The sequence below is a fragment of the Curtobacterium sp. MCPF17_018 genome (genome assembly GCF_003234135.1).
GTDB classification, from domain to species: Bacteria; Actinomycetota; Actinomycetes; order Actinomycetales; family Microbacteriaceae; genus Curtobacterium; species Curtobacterium flaccumfaciens.
The window spans coordinates 284,405-299,028 of sequence record NZ_QKSJ01000002.1; the positions used below are offsets into that span (position 1 = coordinate 284,405).

At 72.6% G+C, this 14,624-nt stretch carries 13 protein-coding genes; 8 read left to right on the top strand and 5 right to left on the bottom strand.

The window, feature by feature from the left end; genetic code table 11:
- Positions 1-17: 17 nt before the first annotated feature.
- Positions 18-812, bottom strand: coding sequence for a nucleoside triphosphate pyrophosphatase (locus DEJ27_RS03975; protein WP_111090373.1), 795 nt, complete (start codon positions 810-812; stop codon positions 18-20).
- 14 nt (positions 813-826) lie between these two features.
- On the opposite strand from DEJ27_RS03975, the gene DEJ27_RS03980 reads away from it, so the two are divergent.
- The 4 genes from DEJ27_RS03980 (at position 827) to DEJ27_RS03995 (ending at position 5,287) form a co-directional block, all read left to right on the top strand.
- Complete coding sequence (locus tag DEJ27_RS03980) at positions 827-2,086, top strand: class I SAM-dependent RNA methyltransferase (RefSeq protein WP_111090374.1); 1,260 nt, start codon at positions 827-829, stop codon at positions 2,084-2,086.
- Between the two features lie 176 nt (positions 2,087-2,262).
- Positions 2,263-2,982: a response regulator transcription factor gene (locus tag DEJ27_RS03985; protein WP_110861271.1), complete on the top strand. Its 720-nt coding sequence runs from the start codon at positions 2,263-2,265 to the stop codon at positions 2,980-2,982.
- A 5-nt stretch (positions 2,983-2,987) separates the two neighbouring features.
- Positions 2,988-4,241, top strand: coding sequence for a sensor histidine kinase (locus DEJ27_RS03990; protein WP_110861269.1), 1,254 nt, complete (start codon positions 2,988-2,990; stop codon positions 4,239-4,241).
- Positions 4,238-5,287 carry a hypothetical protein gene (locus DEJ27_RS03995; protein ID WP_110861267.1) on the top strand — a complete coding sequence of 350 codons (1,050 nt, stop codon included), beginning with the start codon at positions 4,238-4,240 and terminating at the stop codon, positions 5,285-5,287. Before DEJ27_RS03990 ends, DEJ27_RS03995 begins: the two co-directional genes overlap by 4 nt.
- 656 nt (positions 5,288-5,943) lie before the next feature.
- On the opposite strand, the gene DEJ27_RS04000 is transcribed toward DEJ27_RS03995, so the two are convergent.
- Complete coding sequence (locus DEJ27_RS04000) at positions 5,944-6,198, bottom strand: acyl-CoA carboxylase subunit epsilon (RefSeq protein ID WP_051596908.1); 255 nt, start codon at positions 6,196-6,198, stop codon at positions 5,944-5,946.
- Positions 6,198-7,793: an acyl-CoA carboxylase subunit beta gene (locus DEJ27_RS04005; protein ID WP_111090375.1), complete on the bottom strand. Its 1,596-nt coding sequence runs from the start codon at positions 7,791-7,793 to the stop codon at positions 6,198-6,200. The genes DEJ27_RS04000 and DEJ27_RS04005 overlap by 1 nt, the downstream gene beginning before the upstream one ends.
- A gap of 74 nt (positions 7,794-7,867) precedes the next feature.
- Here DEJ27_RS04005 and DEJ27_RS04010 point away from each other — a divergent pair, with 74 nt between their 5' ends.
- The 4 genes from DEJ27_RS04010 to DEJ27_RS04025 all read left to right on the top strand — a co-directional run bounded on the left by DEJ27_RS04010 (position 7,868) and on the right by DEJ27_RS04025 (position 12,552).
- Positions 7,868-8,668 carry a biotin--[acetyl-CoA-carboxylase] ligase gene (locus DEJ27_RS04010; protein WP_220035368.1) on the top strand — a complete coding sequence of 267 codons (801 nt, stop codon included), beginning with the start codon at positions 7,868-7,870 and terminating at the stop codon, positions 8,666-8,668.
- Positions 8,669-8,672: 4 nt separating this feature from the next.
- Positions 8,673-9,221: a PH domain-containing protein gene (locus DEJ27_RS04015; RefSeq protein WP_181420097.1), complete on the top strand. Its 549-nt coding sequence runs from the start codon at positions 8,673-8,675 to the stop codon at positions 9,219-9,221.
- Between the two features lie 83 nt (positions 9,222-9,304).
- Positions 9,305-10,612, top strand: coding sequence for a UDP-glucose/GDP-mannose dehydrogenase family protein (locus tag DEJ27_RS04020; protein WP_110861261.1), 1,308 nt, complete (start codon positions 9,305-9,307; stop codon positions 10,610-10,612).
- Between the two features lie 56 nt (positions 10,613-10,668).
- Positions 10,669-12,552: a hypothetical protein gene (locus tag DEJ27_RS04025; protein WP_111090376.1), complete on the top strand. Its 1,884-nt coding sequence runs from the start codon at positions 10,669-10,671 to the stop codon at positions 12,550-12,552.
- Here the strand turns inward: DEJ27_RS04025 and DEJ27_RS04030 are convergent.
- Together DEJ27_RS04030 and DEJ27_RS04035 are read right to left on the bottom strand one after the other, a co-directional pair.
- Entirely contained in the window at positions 12,530-14,068 is a 1,539-nt protein-coding gene (locus tag DEJ27_RS04030; RefSeq protein WP_110861257.1) for a DUF2142 domain-containing protein, read from the bottom strand. The two genes, DEJ27_RS04025 and DEJ27_RS04030, sit on opposite strands and share 23 nt — an antisense overlap.
- Before the next feature lie 10 nt (positions 14,069-14,078).
- Positions 14,079-14,597, bottom strand: coding sequence for a GtrA family protein (locus DEJ27_RS04035; RefSeq protein WP_110861255.1), 519 nt, complete (start codon positions 14,595-14,597; stop codon positions 14,079-14,081).
- Positions 14,598-14,624 lie beyond the last annotated feature (27 nt).

Genomic DNA, 14,624 nt, shown 5'->3' on the forward strand with positions numbered 1-14,624 from the left:
GGAACAGGTGCGGATGTCTACAGTGCCCACAGGTCGTGCCAGGCGATGCCGAAGCCCCGGAGGAGCATCGATCGCAGCACCGGCAGCGACATCCCGATCACGGCGGACGGTGCTCCGTCGATCCGCGTGATGTACGCCGCGGCCCGACCGTCGATGGTGAAGGCGCCGGCCACCTCGAGCGGCTCGCCCGTCGCGACGTACGCGTCGATCTCGTCGACGGACACGTCGTCGGCGAAGGTCAGCACCGCGCTGTCGACCGCGATCACGCGGTCGCCAGCGGCGGCCAGCGCCGATCCGCCGGGCGCGACGTCACCCAGCAGCGGGACGCCGGCGGCGGACGTGACCAGGGACCGGACGGGAGGCACGGTGCGGGCCGGTGCCGCGCCTCCAGGCCGTCCCGTGCCCGGGTCCGGAGCCCGGCGCCGGTCGTCGCGTCGTCGATCGATCACGCAGTGTCCGCTCCACAGCGTCCCGCCGCCGGCGGCGAGCATCTGCCGCCAGCGCTCCCGGGCGACCGCGGGGTCGTGCGGCTTGCCGTACAGCTGCCCGTCGACCTCGAAGGCCGAGTCCCCGCCGAACACCACCCCGTCGACCGGCGACCCGGTGACCGCGGAGTCGGCGACTGCGGACGCCTTCGCGACGGCGAGGAGCGAGACGAGCTCCGGCCCGGTCAGGGCACGGCCGAGCGATGCCGCGGCGGCGGCGCCGACGGCGTCCTCGTCGACCCCGGGGGACACGAGCACGGGTTCGATCCCGGACTGGGCGAGGAGTGCTCGGCGGGCGGGGGATGTACTCGCGAGGTACAGACGCATGGGACCATCTCACCATGGGTGAATCCGTCGGCACGCTGCTCGAACTCGACGTCACCGGGATCGCCCACGGCGGCATCTCGGTGGCACGGCACGAAGGACGGGTGGTCTTCGTCTCGGACGCGATCCCCGGGGAGCGCGTCGTCGCCCGGGTGACCGAGGACCGCAAGAAGTCGTTCTGGCGCGCCGACACGGTCAGCGTCATCACGCCGAGCGAGCACCGCGTCGACCACGTCTGGCCCGAGGCCGCGCTCGAGCGTGACCCCGAGACGCGCCCGGGTGGTGCCGAGTTCGGTCACATCGCCCTGGCGCACCAGCGCACGCTCAAGCACGACGTCCTCGTCGACTCGTTCGCGCGGTTCGCACGGATGGACCTCGCCGAGGTGCTCGGCCACGACGTCGTCGTCGAGGCCGCGCCCGGCGACGACGCGGCGAACGGCCTCGGCTGGCGCACCCGCGTCCGGCTGCACGTCGACGAGCAGGGCACCGCCGGCCCGTTCGCGGCCCGCTCCCACTCCGTCATCCCGGTGACCGGCCTGCCGCTCGCGACCGCCGTCGTGCAGCAGAGCGCCCCGCTCGGCCGTGGGGCGCTGCCGGGCTCGTCGGTCATCGACGTCCTCGCACCGAGTGGCTCCGAGGGAGCGCGGCTCGTCATCGACGACCAGAAGCCCACCGTGGTGACCGAGGTCGTGGGGGAGCGCACGTTCCAGGTCGACGACAACGGGTTCTGGCAGGTGCACCGCGCCGCGGCGACCGTGCTCACCGAGGCCGTGCAGGACCTGGTCGACCGCGACCGCCTCGACCCCGAGGGCACCCACCTGGACCTGTACGGCGGTGTCGGCCTGCTCGCCGCCGCGCTCGGCGACCTGGTCGGCCCGAAGGCGCGCATCACGAGTGTCGAGAGCGCCGCCCGTGCCACCGAGCACGCGCAGGAGAACCTGTCCGAGTGGCTCGGCGCCCGCGCCGAGACCGGCCGCGTGGACCGCTGGCTGGCGAACACGGTGGCGAACGCCTCGCGTGCCGAGAAGGACCGCTTCCGTGCCGGGACGATCGTGCTCGACCCGCCCCGCGCCGGTGCCGGTCGTGACGTCGTCGTGCAGATCGCCGCGCTCCAGCCGGAGCAGGTCGTCTACGTGGCGTGCGACCCGGTGGCGCTGGCCCGCGACGTCGCGACGTTCGCCGACCTCGGCTACCGGCTCGAAGCACTGCGGGCCTTCGACCTGTTCCCGCACACCCACCACCTGGAAGCCGTCGCACGCCTGGTCCCCGCGCGCTGAGGTCCGGTGGTCGCGCGACCAAGGGTCCCCGCGTGTCGGGGTGTCCACCAATCGGCGGACCGGCCAGCGTGGCGCAGCCCAGAAGCCCCGCACCTGAGTCCGGGCTGGGTATCCTGGGTCGTTGATGGCACTCCGGTTTCAGGGGCCGGCGTCGCGCATCGGAACGAGAGGCCACTGTGGCAGCAGGAACGACACCCACCAGCACCGAGACGTCAGGGGCGGCCACCAGGCCGGTCCGGGTCGCGATCGTCGACGACCACGAGTCCGTCCGACTCGGGATCCAGGCAGCGTGCCAGAACGAGGGGTTCGAGGTGGTGCTCACCGCCGCCAGCGTCCCCGAGTACGTCCAGAACCTCGACGGGCGAGAGGTCGACGTCGTCGTCCTCGACCTGTCCCTCGGTGACGGCTCGACCGTGACCGAGAACGTCAAGGGCGTGCAGGGGACGGGATCGGCGGTGCTCGTGCACTCCATCGCGGACCGTGTCGCCAACGTGCGTGAGGCGCTCGCAGCAGGGGCTGCCGGCGTCATCCCGAAGTCCTCGGCCACCAAGACCGTGATGGCCGCGGTCGCCACCGTCGCACGCGGTGACGTGCTCAACAACCTCGAGTGGGCGAGCGCCATCGACGCCGACCGCGACTTCGCGAAGGCGCAGCTCGGCCGCCGCGAGCGCGAGATCCTGCACCTCTACGCCTCGGGCCTCCCGCTCAAGCTCGCCGCCCAGCAGCTCGGCATCGGCTACTCGACGGCCCGTGAGTACCTCGACCGGATCCGTGTGAAGTACGTCGAGGTCGGTCGCCCGGCCCCGACGAAGGTCGACCTGCTGCGTCGAGCCGTCGAGGACGGGATCCTCCCCGGGCTCGACTCGGGCATCGACCCCGACGGCGACGGTCGCTGACACGGATGGCGACCGCGGCTGAGTCGGCGCGGACGGTCGTCGAACCGGCGCCGTTCGGCGCCGATCCGGCGCGCAGCGTCCGCGCCTCGATCACGCAGGCGTCGGTCGAGCGTGCGTTCGCGATCCTCCTCGCGATGGCGGCGATCGGCCTCGGCATCGTCGACGCGCCCGCGGTCCTGGAGCAGCTGCCGTACCTCGACCCGTTCTGGGGTCCGACGCTGATGCTCGCCCTCGCGGCGTCGTTCGTGTTCATCGGGGTCTCGGCCTTCGTGCAGCGGGTGGCGCAGCCGGCGCAGATCGTCTGCGCGCTGCTGTTCCTCGTCGTGCTCGTGACGTGGACGGCGACCGTGCAGGAGCCCATCCCCTCGTCGCAGCAGCCGTGGCCGTGGTGGTTCTGCACGGTCGGCTGCACCGCGGCGGCGATGGGCTTCGCCACGTGGCGCGCGACGGTCTACACCGCGCTCGTGCCGGCGGTGTACGTCGTCATCCGGCTCAGCCCGCTCGGCGGCGACGTCGGGGTCCTCGCCGTCCTGCTCGACGGCGTGTACACGGCGCTCCTCAGCGGCGCGGTGCTCGTCATCGCGGTGGTGCTGCGGCGTGCGGCCACGGCGGTCGACACGGCGCAGTCCACGGCGGTGCGGCGGTACTCGCTCGCCATCCGGGAACACGCGACCGAGGTCGAGCGGGTCCAGGTGGACGCCATCGTGCACGACAGCGTGCTCACGACGCTGCTCTCCGCCGCCCGCGCCGACACGCTCGAGGCCAAGACCCTCGCCGCGCGGATGGCCCGGAACGCGATCGACCACCTCGAGGCCGCGGCCACCGACGGTCCCGGTGACGTCGCGCCGGTCGCCCTCGGGGAACTCCGGGCACGCATCCGCGAGGGGGTGGGTGCGTTGCCCGCCCCGGTCCGCCTCGTCCCGACGCCGACCGGGTCGGTCCGCCTGCCCGCGTCGGTCGCCGATGCGCTGGCCTCGGCAGCGCTGCAGGCCGCGGTGAACAGCGTGCAGCACGCCGGCGACGGCGACGTCACGCGCTGGGTCCGCATCGAGCAGCAGGGCCAGGGAGTGCTCGTCGAGGTCGGTGACGACGGCCGCGGGTTCGACGTCGCGGCCATCCCCGCCGAACGGCTCGGTGTCCGTCGCTCCATCGTGGAGCGGGTCGCGACCGTCGACGGACGCGCCGAGGTGCACACCGCACCGGGCGAGGGCACCCGCATCGTGCTGACGTGGTCGCCGGCTGACAGGACGACCGCATGAAGGTCTCCCTGCCGGCGAGCATCGCCCTCGGCCTGGCGTCGCTGTTCTCCGTCTACCACCTGGTCCTCGCCGCGGCCACGCTCCCGCGCGTCGACCAGGTCGCCCCGATCATCGCCTGCATGGTCCTGTACGCCGCGGCCACCGGCCTCGCGCTGTTCGTCCCCGGCAGGGTCCTGCCGGTCTGGACCGCCTGCTTCTCGCTCGCCACCGCGATCGTGATGCCGGTGATCGCCGCCCCCGTCCTCGTCGAGGGACGCGGTCCGGGCTCCGCCACGTGGTGGATCGCGGCCATCGGCACGCTCATGGTGGTGCTCGTCGTGCGGGGCCGCGGACCCTTCGCATGGGCTGGCGTGCTGTTCCTGACCGTGTACACCGTCGCCTGGGCCGGTCTCGGCTCGCTCGGTGGGCTCGGCGTGGTCGGCAGCGTCGCCTGGGTCGCGATCGCCACGGTCTTCGCCGCCGCGATGAGCCGCGCCACCCGGAACACCCGTGAGCTCGTCGTCGCCGAGCAGGAGACCGCCGACTGGCAGGCCGCGCAGGACGCCCACGTGTTCGAGCGGCAGTTCCGGCTGAGCCAGACCACCCGGATGGCCCTGCCGATGCTGCAGCGCATCATCGACTCCTGCGGCGACCTCGACGACGCCGACCGTGCCGAGTGCCTGCACCTCGAGCAGGCCATCCGCGACGAGATCCGCGGCCGCTCCCTGTTGTCCGACGACGTCCGCGACGAGGTGATGCGCCTGCGTCGCCGCGGCGCGACCGTCCAGCTGCACGACGACGGCGGGCTCGACGACCTGGACGCCCCGGACATCCGCCGCATCCACGCCCGCGTCGCCGAGGCGCTCCGGCAGGCCCGTGACGCCGACAACGTCATCGTCCGGACGGTCGGCGAGGGATCCGACTCCGCGGTGACCGTCGTCGGACTCCGCCTCGACGGCGCGGCCAGTGAGTCCGCGGCGCTCGGAGCGGGGCTGGACGACGACGACGGTGACGAGGACGACTCCGTCGCCCTCTGGCTGGAGATCCCGCGGCACGAGCCGGCGTAGCGCGCGGCACGCGCGCGGCACGCGGCGGCGCGCGGCGGCGCGCGCGCGCGTGTCGCGACGATGCACCACGTGATCGACAGGTGGATCGTCGCGAACGTGGTGCGGACCGCGCTGCGGACGAACGTGGTGCGCCGGGCGTGCGGGCGGCGGGGGACGCGATCGGGGGACAGCCGGGAGGCCCGTGGCGGCCCCGCCACGGGCCTCCCGGCCGTCACGTGGTCGCGCCGGGCCGGCGCGGGCACGGACACGACCATGTCGTTGTCGTCCGACGTCGACGGTGTCGTTCCGCGTCGGCCCCGGCAGCCGCTCCGACACCCGCCCACAGCCGCAACACGCCCCGGAAACGGGGAACGGGCCGGTCGGATACCGACCGGCCCGTTCACGACCCGAGGCTGAGCGACAACCCGAATGTCGCCCTGCCTCGCAGCGGGCGGTGGCTTCGTACCCTAGTCGGCCACCGTCCTGCGATGTCTTTCGTTGAAGGACACCGAACACCAACTACTATGCCCACGCACGAGCTGCATGTCAGTCGTCATTATGGGGGACAATTCCGGCAGTTCCGGTCCGTATCCGCTGATCGTGTCCCCCGAGTGAGGGGATACCGACCGGGAAGTGCGCCCTGCAACCGTTCCGGTCGCGTGCGCGCCAGGGGTACATCAGCGGAGCGATCGGCCCCAGGCGCCCGGTCCGTGGTCGAGCGGGCGGCGCAGTCCGCGGGCGGCGGCGTCCCACCCCGTGCGGGGCTCGACGACCACGGCTGCGCGTCCGGCGGCAGCGGCCTCGTCGGCCTGGCGCTGCAGGACGGCCACGACGGCGGCGAGCTCCTCGGGTGTGGGGTCGCCGGAGACCACCCGGACGTCCGCCACCGAGGCGGGCTCGTCCGAGGGCACGGCTGCTGCGTGGCGCCCCATCAGAGGGGGATGTTCCCGTGCTTCTTCGGCGGCAGCGTGGCGCGCTTGCCCCGCAGCGACCGGAGGGCCTTGATGACCGAGACCCGGGTGGCGTGCGGCTGGATGATGCCGTCGAGCTCACCGCGCTCTGCTGCCAGGTAGGGCGACGCGACGTTGTACGTGTACTCGTTCGCGAGCTTCGTGCGGACCGCGGCGACGTCCTCGCCGGACTCCTCGGCGCGCTTGATCTCGGCGCGGTACAGGATGTTGACGGCGCCCTGACCACCCATGACGGCGATCTCGGCGGTCGGCCACGCCAGGTTGATGTCGGCACCGAGCTGCTTGGAGCCCATCACGATGTACGCGCCGCCGTAGGCCTTGCGGGTGATGACGGTGACGAGCGGGACGGTGGCCTCGGCGTAGGCGTACAGCAGCTTCGCGCCGCGGCGGATGACGCCGGTCCACTCCTGGTCGGTGCCGGGCAGGTAACCGGGCACGTCCACCAGGGTCAGGATCGGGATGCCGAACGCGTCGCAGAACCGCACGAAGCGGGCGGCCTTCTCGCCGGCGTCGATGTTCAGCGTGCCGGCCATCGCCTGCGGCTGGTTCGCGATGATGCCGACCGTGCGGCCCTCGACCCGGCCGAAGCCGATCAGGATGTTCGGGGCGAAGAGCGGCTGCACCTCGAGGAACTCACCGTCGTCGACGATGTGCTCGATGATCGTGGTGACGTCGTACGGCTGGTTCGTCGAGTCCGGGATCACGAGGTCGAGCTCGTGGTCGGCGTCGGTGGTCTCGAGCTCCGGGGCGACGTCGTAGGCCGGCGGGTCGGACAGGTTGTTGTCCGGCAGGAACCCGATGAGCGAGCGCGCGTAGTCGAGCGCGTCGGTCTCGTCCTCGGCCAGGTAGTGGGCCACGCCGGAGACCGCGTTGTGCGTCTGGGCGCCGCCGAGCTCCTCGAAGCCGACGTCCTCGCCCGTGACGGTCTTGATGACGTCCGGACCGGTGACGAACATGTGGCTGGTCTTGTCGACCATGATGACGAAGTCGGTGAGGGCGGGGGAGTACACCGCGCCGCCCGCCGCCGGGCCCATCACGATGGAGAGCTGCGGGATGACGCCGGAGGCCTGGGTGTTCAGGCGGAAGATCTCGCCGTACTTGCCGAGCGCGACCACGCCTTCCTGGATGCGGGCGCCGCCGGAGTCGAGGATGCCGATGATCGGCACGCCCGTCTTCAGCCCGTGCTGCATGACCTTGATGATCTTCTCGCCGGCGACCTCGCCGAGGGACCCGCCGAAGACCGTGAAGTCCTGCGCGTAGACCGCGACGTTGCGGCCGTGGATCGTGCCGACGCCGGTGACGACCGCGTCACCGTAGGGGCGCTTGGCGTCCATGCCGAACGAGGTGGTGCGGTGGCGCACGAACTCGTCGAGCTCCACGAAGGAGTTCTCGTCGAGCAGCTGCTCGATGCGTTCGCGCGCGGTGCCCTTGCCCTTCGCGTGCTGCTTGGCGATGGCGGATTCGCCCGCGGCGGTCACGGCCTCGTGGTACCGGTCGCGGAGGTCGGCCAGCCGGCCGGCCGTCGTCGACAGATCGGGGGTGTCTCCTGAAGTCACCCGCTCACCCTACCGGCGGGTGGGACGCTGCCGGTTGGAGGACCCCCACGGTTCCTGCCCGTACATTTGCGTGCATGTCCACATCCCCGTCGCCGTCGTTCCCCGCCACCAGCGAGGCTGTCCGGTCGGCGGGTGCGACGATGACCACCCCCGCGGAGACCGGGTCCACGAACGCGGACCTGCTCGCCGGCGCCCCGGAGCAGCGGCACGGGAGCGTCGTCGCGACCCTGCACCAGACCGCGGGGCGGGGTCGGCTCGACCGCACCTGGGCCGCTCCGGCCGGTGAGACGCTCGCCGCGAGCGTGCTCGTCCGTGCGGACCTGGACGACCACGACCGCGGCTGGCTGCCGCTGGTCGCCGGCGCGGCGATGCGCGACGCGATCGCGTCGGTGCTCCCCGCCGGCGCGGACGTCGTCGTCAAGTGGCCGAACGACGTGCAGGTCGCCGGGGACAAGGTGTGCGGGATCCTCTGCCAGGTCGCCGCCGACGGCAGCGTCGTGGTCGGGGCCGGCGTGAACCTGACGATCCCGGCGGATCGGCTGCCCACCCCGACGTCCACCTCGCTCCTGCTCGCCGGCGCGGTCGACGACGCACCCGCCCTGGCCGACGCGGTCCTGTCCGCCTTCCTGCGGTCCGTCCTGGAGGCGGTGGCCGGCCTGGTCACGGGTGGTCCCGCCGCCGAGACGGTCCGGTCCCACGTCCGTGCGGCGTGCGGCACGATCGGTCGCCGCATCCGCCTCGAGCTGCCGGACGGGACGGTCGAGGAGGCCGACGCGACCGGCATCGACGACGCCGGTCGCATCACGATCCGGGACCAGGCGGGCGTCACCAGGGGCGTCGCGGTGGGAGACGTCACCCACCTGCGGTATGCATGACGGCATGACCGCCGAGCCCCCGCCCGAACGTGTCGTCGCGCGCCTGCGACCGCACGCTCGTCGGCTGGTGCGCCCGGCGGTGTTCGTCGTGCTCGTCACCGCGGCCGGGGGGTTCGGCTTCGGCGTGTTCCAGGCGCAGTTGGCGTGGCTGAACGCCGTCGTCGCGCTCGTCGTCGTGGTGCTCGTCGTGTTCGGCGGTGCCGTCCCGCTGTTCCGCTGGATGTCGGAGCGGTACGTCGTCACCACCCGTCGCCTGGTCGTGGTCAACGGACTCGGCACCCGGACCCGACGGGAGCTCCTGCACTCCCGCGGCTACGACGTCACCGTGCGGCGCCGCGGGCTGCAGGGGCTGTTCCGCTCCGGCGACGTGCTCGTGTTCCCCGGGGACGACCCGGCGGTGGTCCTCGCCGACGTGCCGCACGCCGACCTCGTCGTCGCTGTCCTGCACGACCTGGTGGAGGCGTACGAGGCCAGGCGACGGCACCGTGAGCCGGACTGGGACGAGATCGTCGGCGGTCCGGAACGTCCGCCGTGGGGTGACGTGCGGGCCTGACCCCGGCCGCCGCGAGCGTCGCCGTGGGCGTCGCAGCGGGCGCCGTGATGAGAGTTCGGCGAGAAACCGGTACCGTCTTCGACGTGCGTATCTCTGTGATCGGCTGCGGCTACCTCGGTGCCGTGCACGCCGCCTCCATGGCCAAACTCGGACACGAGGTCGTCGCCGTGGACGTCGACCCCACCAAGATCCAGCGGCTCGCCGCGGGCGAGGCCCCCTTCTTCGAGCCGGGCCTGCCCGAGATCCTGACCGAGGCCCTCGAGTCCGGTCGGATCCGCTTCACCACCGACATGGCCGAGGTCGCCGGCGCCCGCGTGCACTTCCTCGCCGTCGGCACCCCGCAGGGTCCGACCGGTGCCGCAGACCTGACCTACGTGGACGCCGCCGTCGCCGCGCTCACCCCGCACCTGTCCGCCGGCGAGTTCGTCGTCGGCAAGTCGACCGTGCCCGTCGGCACCGCCGCACGCCTGGCCGCCGAGGTCAGCGAGGCCGTCCCCGGTGCCACCCTCGTCTGGAACCCCGAGTTCCTGCGTGAGGGCTTCGCCGTGCAGGACACCATCGCGCCGGACCGCTTCGTCTACGGCGTGCCCGACGGCGAGGCCGGCGAACAGGCCGTCGCCGCCCTCGACGAGGTCTACGCCGAGGCACTGTCCACCGGCACGCCCCGACTCGTCGTCAACCTGCCCACCGCCGAGCTCGTGAAGATCAGCGCCAACGCCTTCCTCGCCACGAAGATCTCGTTCATCAACTCGATGGCCGAGATCGCCGAGGTCGCCGGTGCCGACGTCACGGCGCTCGCCGACGCGATCGGCCACGACGCCCGCATCGGCCGGAAGTTCCTGAACGCCGGCCTCGGCTTCGGTGGCGGCTGCCTGCCCAAGGACATCCGTGCGTTCCAGGCGCGGGCGAACGAACTGGGCGTCGGGGAGTCCCTGGCGTTCCTGGCCGACGTCGACGCCACGAACCTGCGCCGTCGCGCCCACGTCGTCGAGCTGGCGCAGGAGCTGCTCGGCGGGGTCGTCAGCGGCAAGCGCGTCGCGGTGCTCGGCCTGGCCTTCAAGCCGAACTCCGACGACGTCCGCGACTCGCCGGCCCTCGACATCGCGGCCCGCCTGCACGAACTCGGCGCCGTCGTCTCGGCGTACGACCCCGAGGCCGTCGTCACCGCGCGCCGCGTGCGACCCGAGCTCGACTACGTCGAGAGCGCTGCCGAGGCGCTGGGGGGAGCGGAGCTGGTGCTCGTGCTCACCGAGTGGACCGAGTTCCGCGAGCTCGACGCGACCGCCGCTGCCGCGCTCGTGGCGTCGCCCGTCGTCATCGACGGCCGCAACTGCCTCGATCGCGACGCCTGGACCGCGGCGGGCTTCACGTACCGCGGCATGGGGCGCTGAGCATCATCCCGGGGGGCGGCAGCACGGGCATCGCGGACACAGACACGGGGACGACCGTGCCGCCACGTGCTGTCGCGCACGCGGCCGGGCCACGGACGCGGGAGCGGGAGCGTCACCGTCGTCGGTTCGGCGCGTTCCACGAGGGGCGGCACCCGTCGCGTTCCTCGATCCTGGCCAACGCTGCGCTGCTGCTCGTCGCCGCGGTCCTGGTCGGCGTCGTGGCGTACCGCACGCGGCTCGAGGTGACCAACATCGACGGCATCTCGTACATGTCGATCGCCGAGCAGTACGCCGGCGGGCACTGGGCCGAGGCGGTCAACGGCTACTGGTCCCCGATGGTCTCCTGGCTGATGGCACCGTTCCTGGTCATGGGGTCCGGACCGAGCACGGCGTTCGCGATCGTGAACCTGGCGGCGAGCACCGCCGTGATGGGCATCGGCGCGTGGCTGTTGCTGCGGACGACCGGCAACGGCTGGACCGCCGCGTGGTCGATCGTGGCGACCGCCCCGCTGATGCTGGCGAACGTCGCCCTGCAGACGCCGGACACCCTCGTGCTGCTGTGGGGCCTGCTCTTCGTGTGGTCGTTGCTCGCGGCGGACCGCGCCTGGCACGGCTCGGTCCGGCGCATCGTCGTGGCCGCGGCGGTCGTCGGACTGGTGTGCGCCATCGGGTACTGCACGAAGGCGTTCCTGGTCCCCGTGTTCCTCGTGGTGGTGCCGTCGTGGGCGCTCGTCCGGTGGTTCCAGGACCGGCGGGACGCACGAGAACCGCGGTCGCTGCTGCTGCCGGTGGTCGCGCTCCTGACGGCGGTGTTGTTCTCCGCGCCCTGGGTGGGGGCGCTGTCGGCGAAGTTCGGTGGCATCGAGCTCGGATCGTCACTGACGGTCAACGTCTCGAAGAAGTTCTCCGACACGTCCGGCAAGGACTACCAGGAGGTCCGCATCCCCTCGCCGCCGAACGGGCTGGCGGTGTCGCCGAACGAGGACCGCACCCCGTCGCTGTACGAGGCCGGCGTGTACACCGCCGAGCGCGAGCTGCCGGTCCGGCTGCCTGCGGGCACACCGGTCGCGGCCGAGCCCGACGAGAGCAACACGACGACGCTCGTCGGCAAGGTCCGGTACTACGTCGAGCAGCGCCTCGAAGCGCTGCCCTTCTACTTCACCCGCATCGGCTCGTTCGCGCCCTTCACCCTGGCCATCGGGGTGGTGTTCGTCGGTGCGGCCGTCGCCGGGGTGGTGCACTACCGGCGGTTCGTCTTCGCGAGCATCGTCGGGCTGTTCTCCGGCGTGTACCTGCTCGGGTACGCGGGCATCGCGACGGTGGACACGGCGGGCGGCAACGCGCGGTACTACCTGCCGCTCTTCACGGGTTCGGTGCTCGTCGCCGGCGCCCTGCTGCCCACGTTCTGGCGCGCGGTGCGGCGCGGCCGACGCATCCGGAAGGTCGTCGCCGTCCTCGGCTGCGTGCTGGTCGTGGTCGCTTCGTACAGTCAGAACGTGAACGGAGTCCGCGCCCCGTTCTCGACGTACGACGTCCGCCCGTCGGGCATCCCGGCCGGACAGGTCCTCGGCGAGGTCATCGACCCCGACGAGCCGCTGGTCGACGCGCTCCTGGCGTCCGACGTCATCCCCGCCGGCAGCAGGATCCTCGGCACGAACACCCGCAACACGGTGCTCGTGGCGTTCCGGCTCGGTGCGCAGATGTACGGCGAGGACGGGCAGGCGTACGACTACCAGGACCCGGCCTTCGTCGGCCTGCTCAGCGAAGCGGGCGTGCAGTACTTCCTGAACTACACGAACCCGCGCGACCCGCAGGTCCGCGACTACTCCGCCATCGGAGCGGTGGTCGGCTCGTTCCCGGTGTACCAGGTCTGCTCGGACGCCAAGGGCGCCCCGCAGCAGTCCTGCTCCGTGGACGTCATCCGGGTCGCCGAGCGCTGACGCCGACGGGCCACGGCCGCCACACCCCGGCCACGCCGACCGTGATCCCGGCTGCGACGAGGACCGCGACCAGGAGCACCACGGCGAACGGCACCGGACCGGTGGCCGCGTACCGCCCGACGCTCGTCGCCGACAGGGGGCCGTCGGCGGCGTTCCAGAACCAGGCGCTGACGACGGCGAGCCCCCAGAGCCCCACCGCCGGCAGCGCGACGGCGAGCGACCGGGTGAGCACGGTCCGTCCGGCGCCCGGCCCCGTGAGCCGCCGCCACGCGAGGGCACTGAGCGCGACGAGGCACACGAGTGCGGGGAACAGGTAGCGGCCCTGGGTGCCGGCCACCTCGGTGGTGTCCAGGTACGCCCGGGCGCTGCTCGCCGTCTGCAGCAGCAGCAGGAGTCCGGGGAACACCGCGAGACACACCGCCGGCACCAGGGTGGGTCCGCGCCGGAACGCCCAGCCGACGAGCACGACGAGGGCGACGGCGGTCAGGACGGCGGTCAGGGTGTCACCGATGCTCACCTGCGCCCGCTGACCGGGGGACCCCCAGAACGTCCGCGCGAGCGTTCCCCAGCTGACGTCGAGGAAGTGCCCGGGTGACGGTTGCTCACCCGCTGGGAACGGACGGTCCGGCCGGATCGCGGCGTAGCCGTCGGGTTGCAGCGTGTGGAACACGAGGAGGTTGCGCACCCACCACCACGCGCCGATCGCCCCCGCCACGACGAGTGCGGCACCCGTCCGGAAGGAGCGTGCACCACGGGTCAGCGTGCCCGCGCCCGCGAGGAGCACCACGAGCGCCACGAAGGGGATCGCTGGCAGTCCCGTGCCCTTCGTCGCGACGAGGAGTCCGAGCGCCACGGCGAGGGCGAGCAGGGTCCGGCGGCGGAGGTCGCCCGTGAGCAGCCGGGTTGCGAGCCACACCACCGTGCCGCCGAGCAGGAGCACCGGGGCGTCGTTCGTCACCGACGCGCCGACGGACGCCAGCTGCGGCACGGCGAACAGGGCGAGCGCGCCGAACAGTGCCGCGCGCGGCGAGCGGGTCACACGGCGGACCGCTGCCCACGTCAGCAGCGCGAGCGGGGACACGAGGGCGGCGTCGAAGAGCCGGAGGGCGACGAGCGCGTGGTCCCAGCGCAACGAGCCGTGGTGCAGGACCCGGAGCACGGCGGCGTCCGCCAGGTACGCCGTCGGTGGGTGCTGGGTCATCTGGTTCACCGTCGGGGAGTCGCCGGGGTGCTCCTGCAGCAACGCGCTGACGGTCGACCAGGACGATGCATCGGCGGAGGCCTGCTCCTGCTGCGCGGCCGCGACGGCGTTCGACACGTGCAGGGTGCCCGGGTCGGGCCAGCCGGAGCCGGTCGCGACGTGCAGGGCGGCGTCGAAGTGGGCCGGTTCGTCCGGTGCTTGGAACACCGGCACGACGAGCGCCCAGAGGACGAGCCAGAGACCGAACGCGGCGGTCAGCGCCGCGGTCCGCAGGGCCTCCGCCCGGGTGACGATGGGGTGCGGTGCCTGTTGCATCGCTTCGAGACTAGTGGCCCGACGCCTCGGACCGGGCCGTCGTGGCGACGGTCGCGTCCTCGACGGTGTCGGCTCCGGTGCGCTCGTCCGGTCCGGTGCGTCCGGCGCGCTCCGGGTGGTAGACCCACACCTTGTAGAGCCAGAAGCGGAACACGGTGCCCAGCAGCAGCCCGATGACGTTGCCGGAGATGTTGTCGGCCAGCGCCGACGTGAAGCCGAGGACGTAGTGGGAGACGGCGAGGCAGCCGAGCGAGATGACCATGCCGCCGAGGGACACGACGACGAACTCGACCCCCTCGCGGGTGGCCACGGCCCGTCGCTGCTCGCGGAACGTCCAGTACCGGTTGCCCATCCAGTTCACGAAGATGGCGACCGTCGTCGAGACCACCTTCGCCCAGAACGGTCCCGAGTGCACGTCGTCCGGGTTCAGCAGGGTCGACCGCAGCACGTTGAACACCGTGGTGTCCACGACGAAGCCGACGGCACCGACGACGCCGAAGCGTGCCAGTTGGGCGATGAGACGCCGCACGAGCCCTCCAGGATCCGTAGAGTTGTG

Excerpts from the sequence above, each read along its gene's own strand:
- DEJ27_RS03990 (WP_110861269.1), top strand. The coding sequence starts at position 2,988 with ATGGCGACCGCGGCTGAGTCGGCGCGGACGGTCGTCGAACCGGCGCCG.
- DEJ27_RS03980 (WP_111090374.1), top strand. The coding sequence starts at position 827 with ATGGGTGAATCCGTCGGCACGCTGCTCGAACTCGACGTCACCGGGATC.
- DEJ27_RS03975 (WP_111090373.1), bottom strand. The coding sequence starts at position 812 with ATGCGTCTGTACCTCGCGAGTACATCCCCCGCCCGCCGAGCACTCCTC.
- DEJ27_RS03995 (WP_110861267.1), top strand. The coding sequence starts at position 4,238 with ATGAAGGTCTCCCTGCCGGCGAGCATCGCCCTCGGCCTGGCGTCGCTG.
- DEJ27_RS04015 (WP_181420097.1), top strand. The coding sequence starts at position 8,673 with ATGACCGCCGAGCCCCCGCCCGAACGTGTCGTCGCGCGCCTGCGACCG.
- DEJ27_RS04030 (WP_110861257.1), bottom strand. The coding sequence starts at position 14,068 with ATGCAACAGGCACCGCACCCCATCGTCACCCGGGCGGAGGCCCTGCGG.
- DEJ27_RS04000 (WP_051596908.1), bottom strand. The coding sequence starts at position 6,198 with ATGGGGCGCCACGCAGCAGCCGTGCCCTCGGACGAGCCCGCCTCGGTG.
- DEJ27_RS04010 (WP_220035368.1), top strand. The coding sequence starts at position 7,868 with ATGTCCACATCCCCGTCGCCGTCGTTCCCCGCCACCAGCGAGGCTGTC.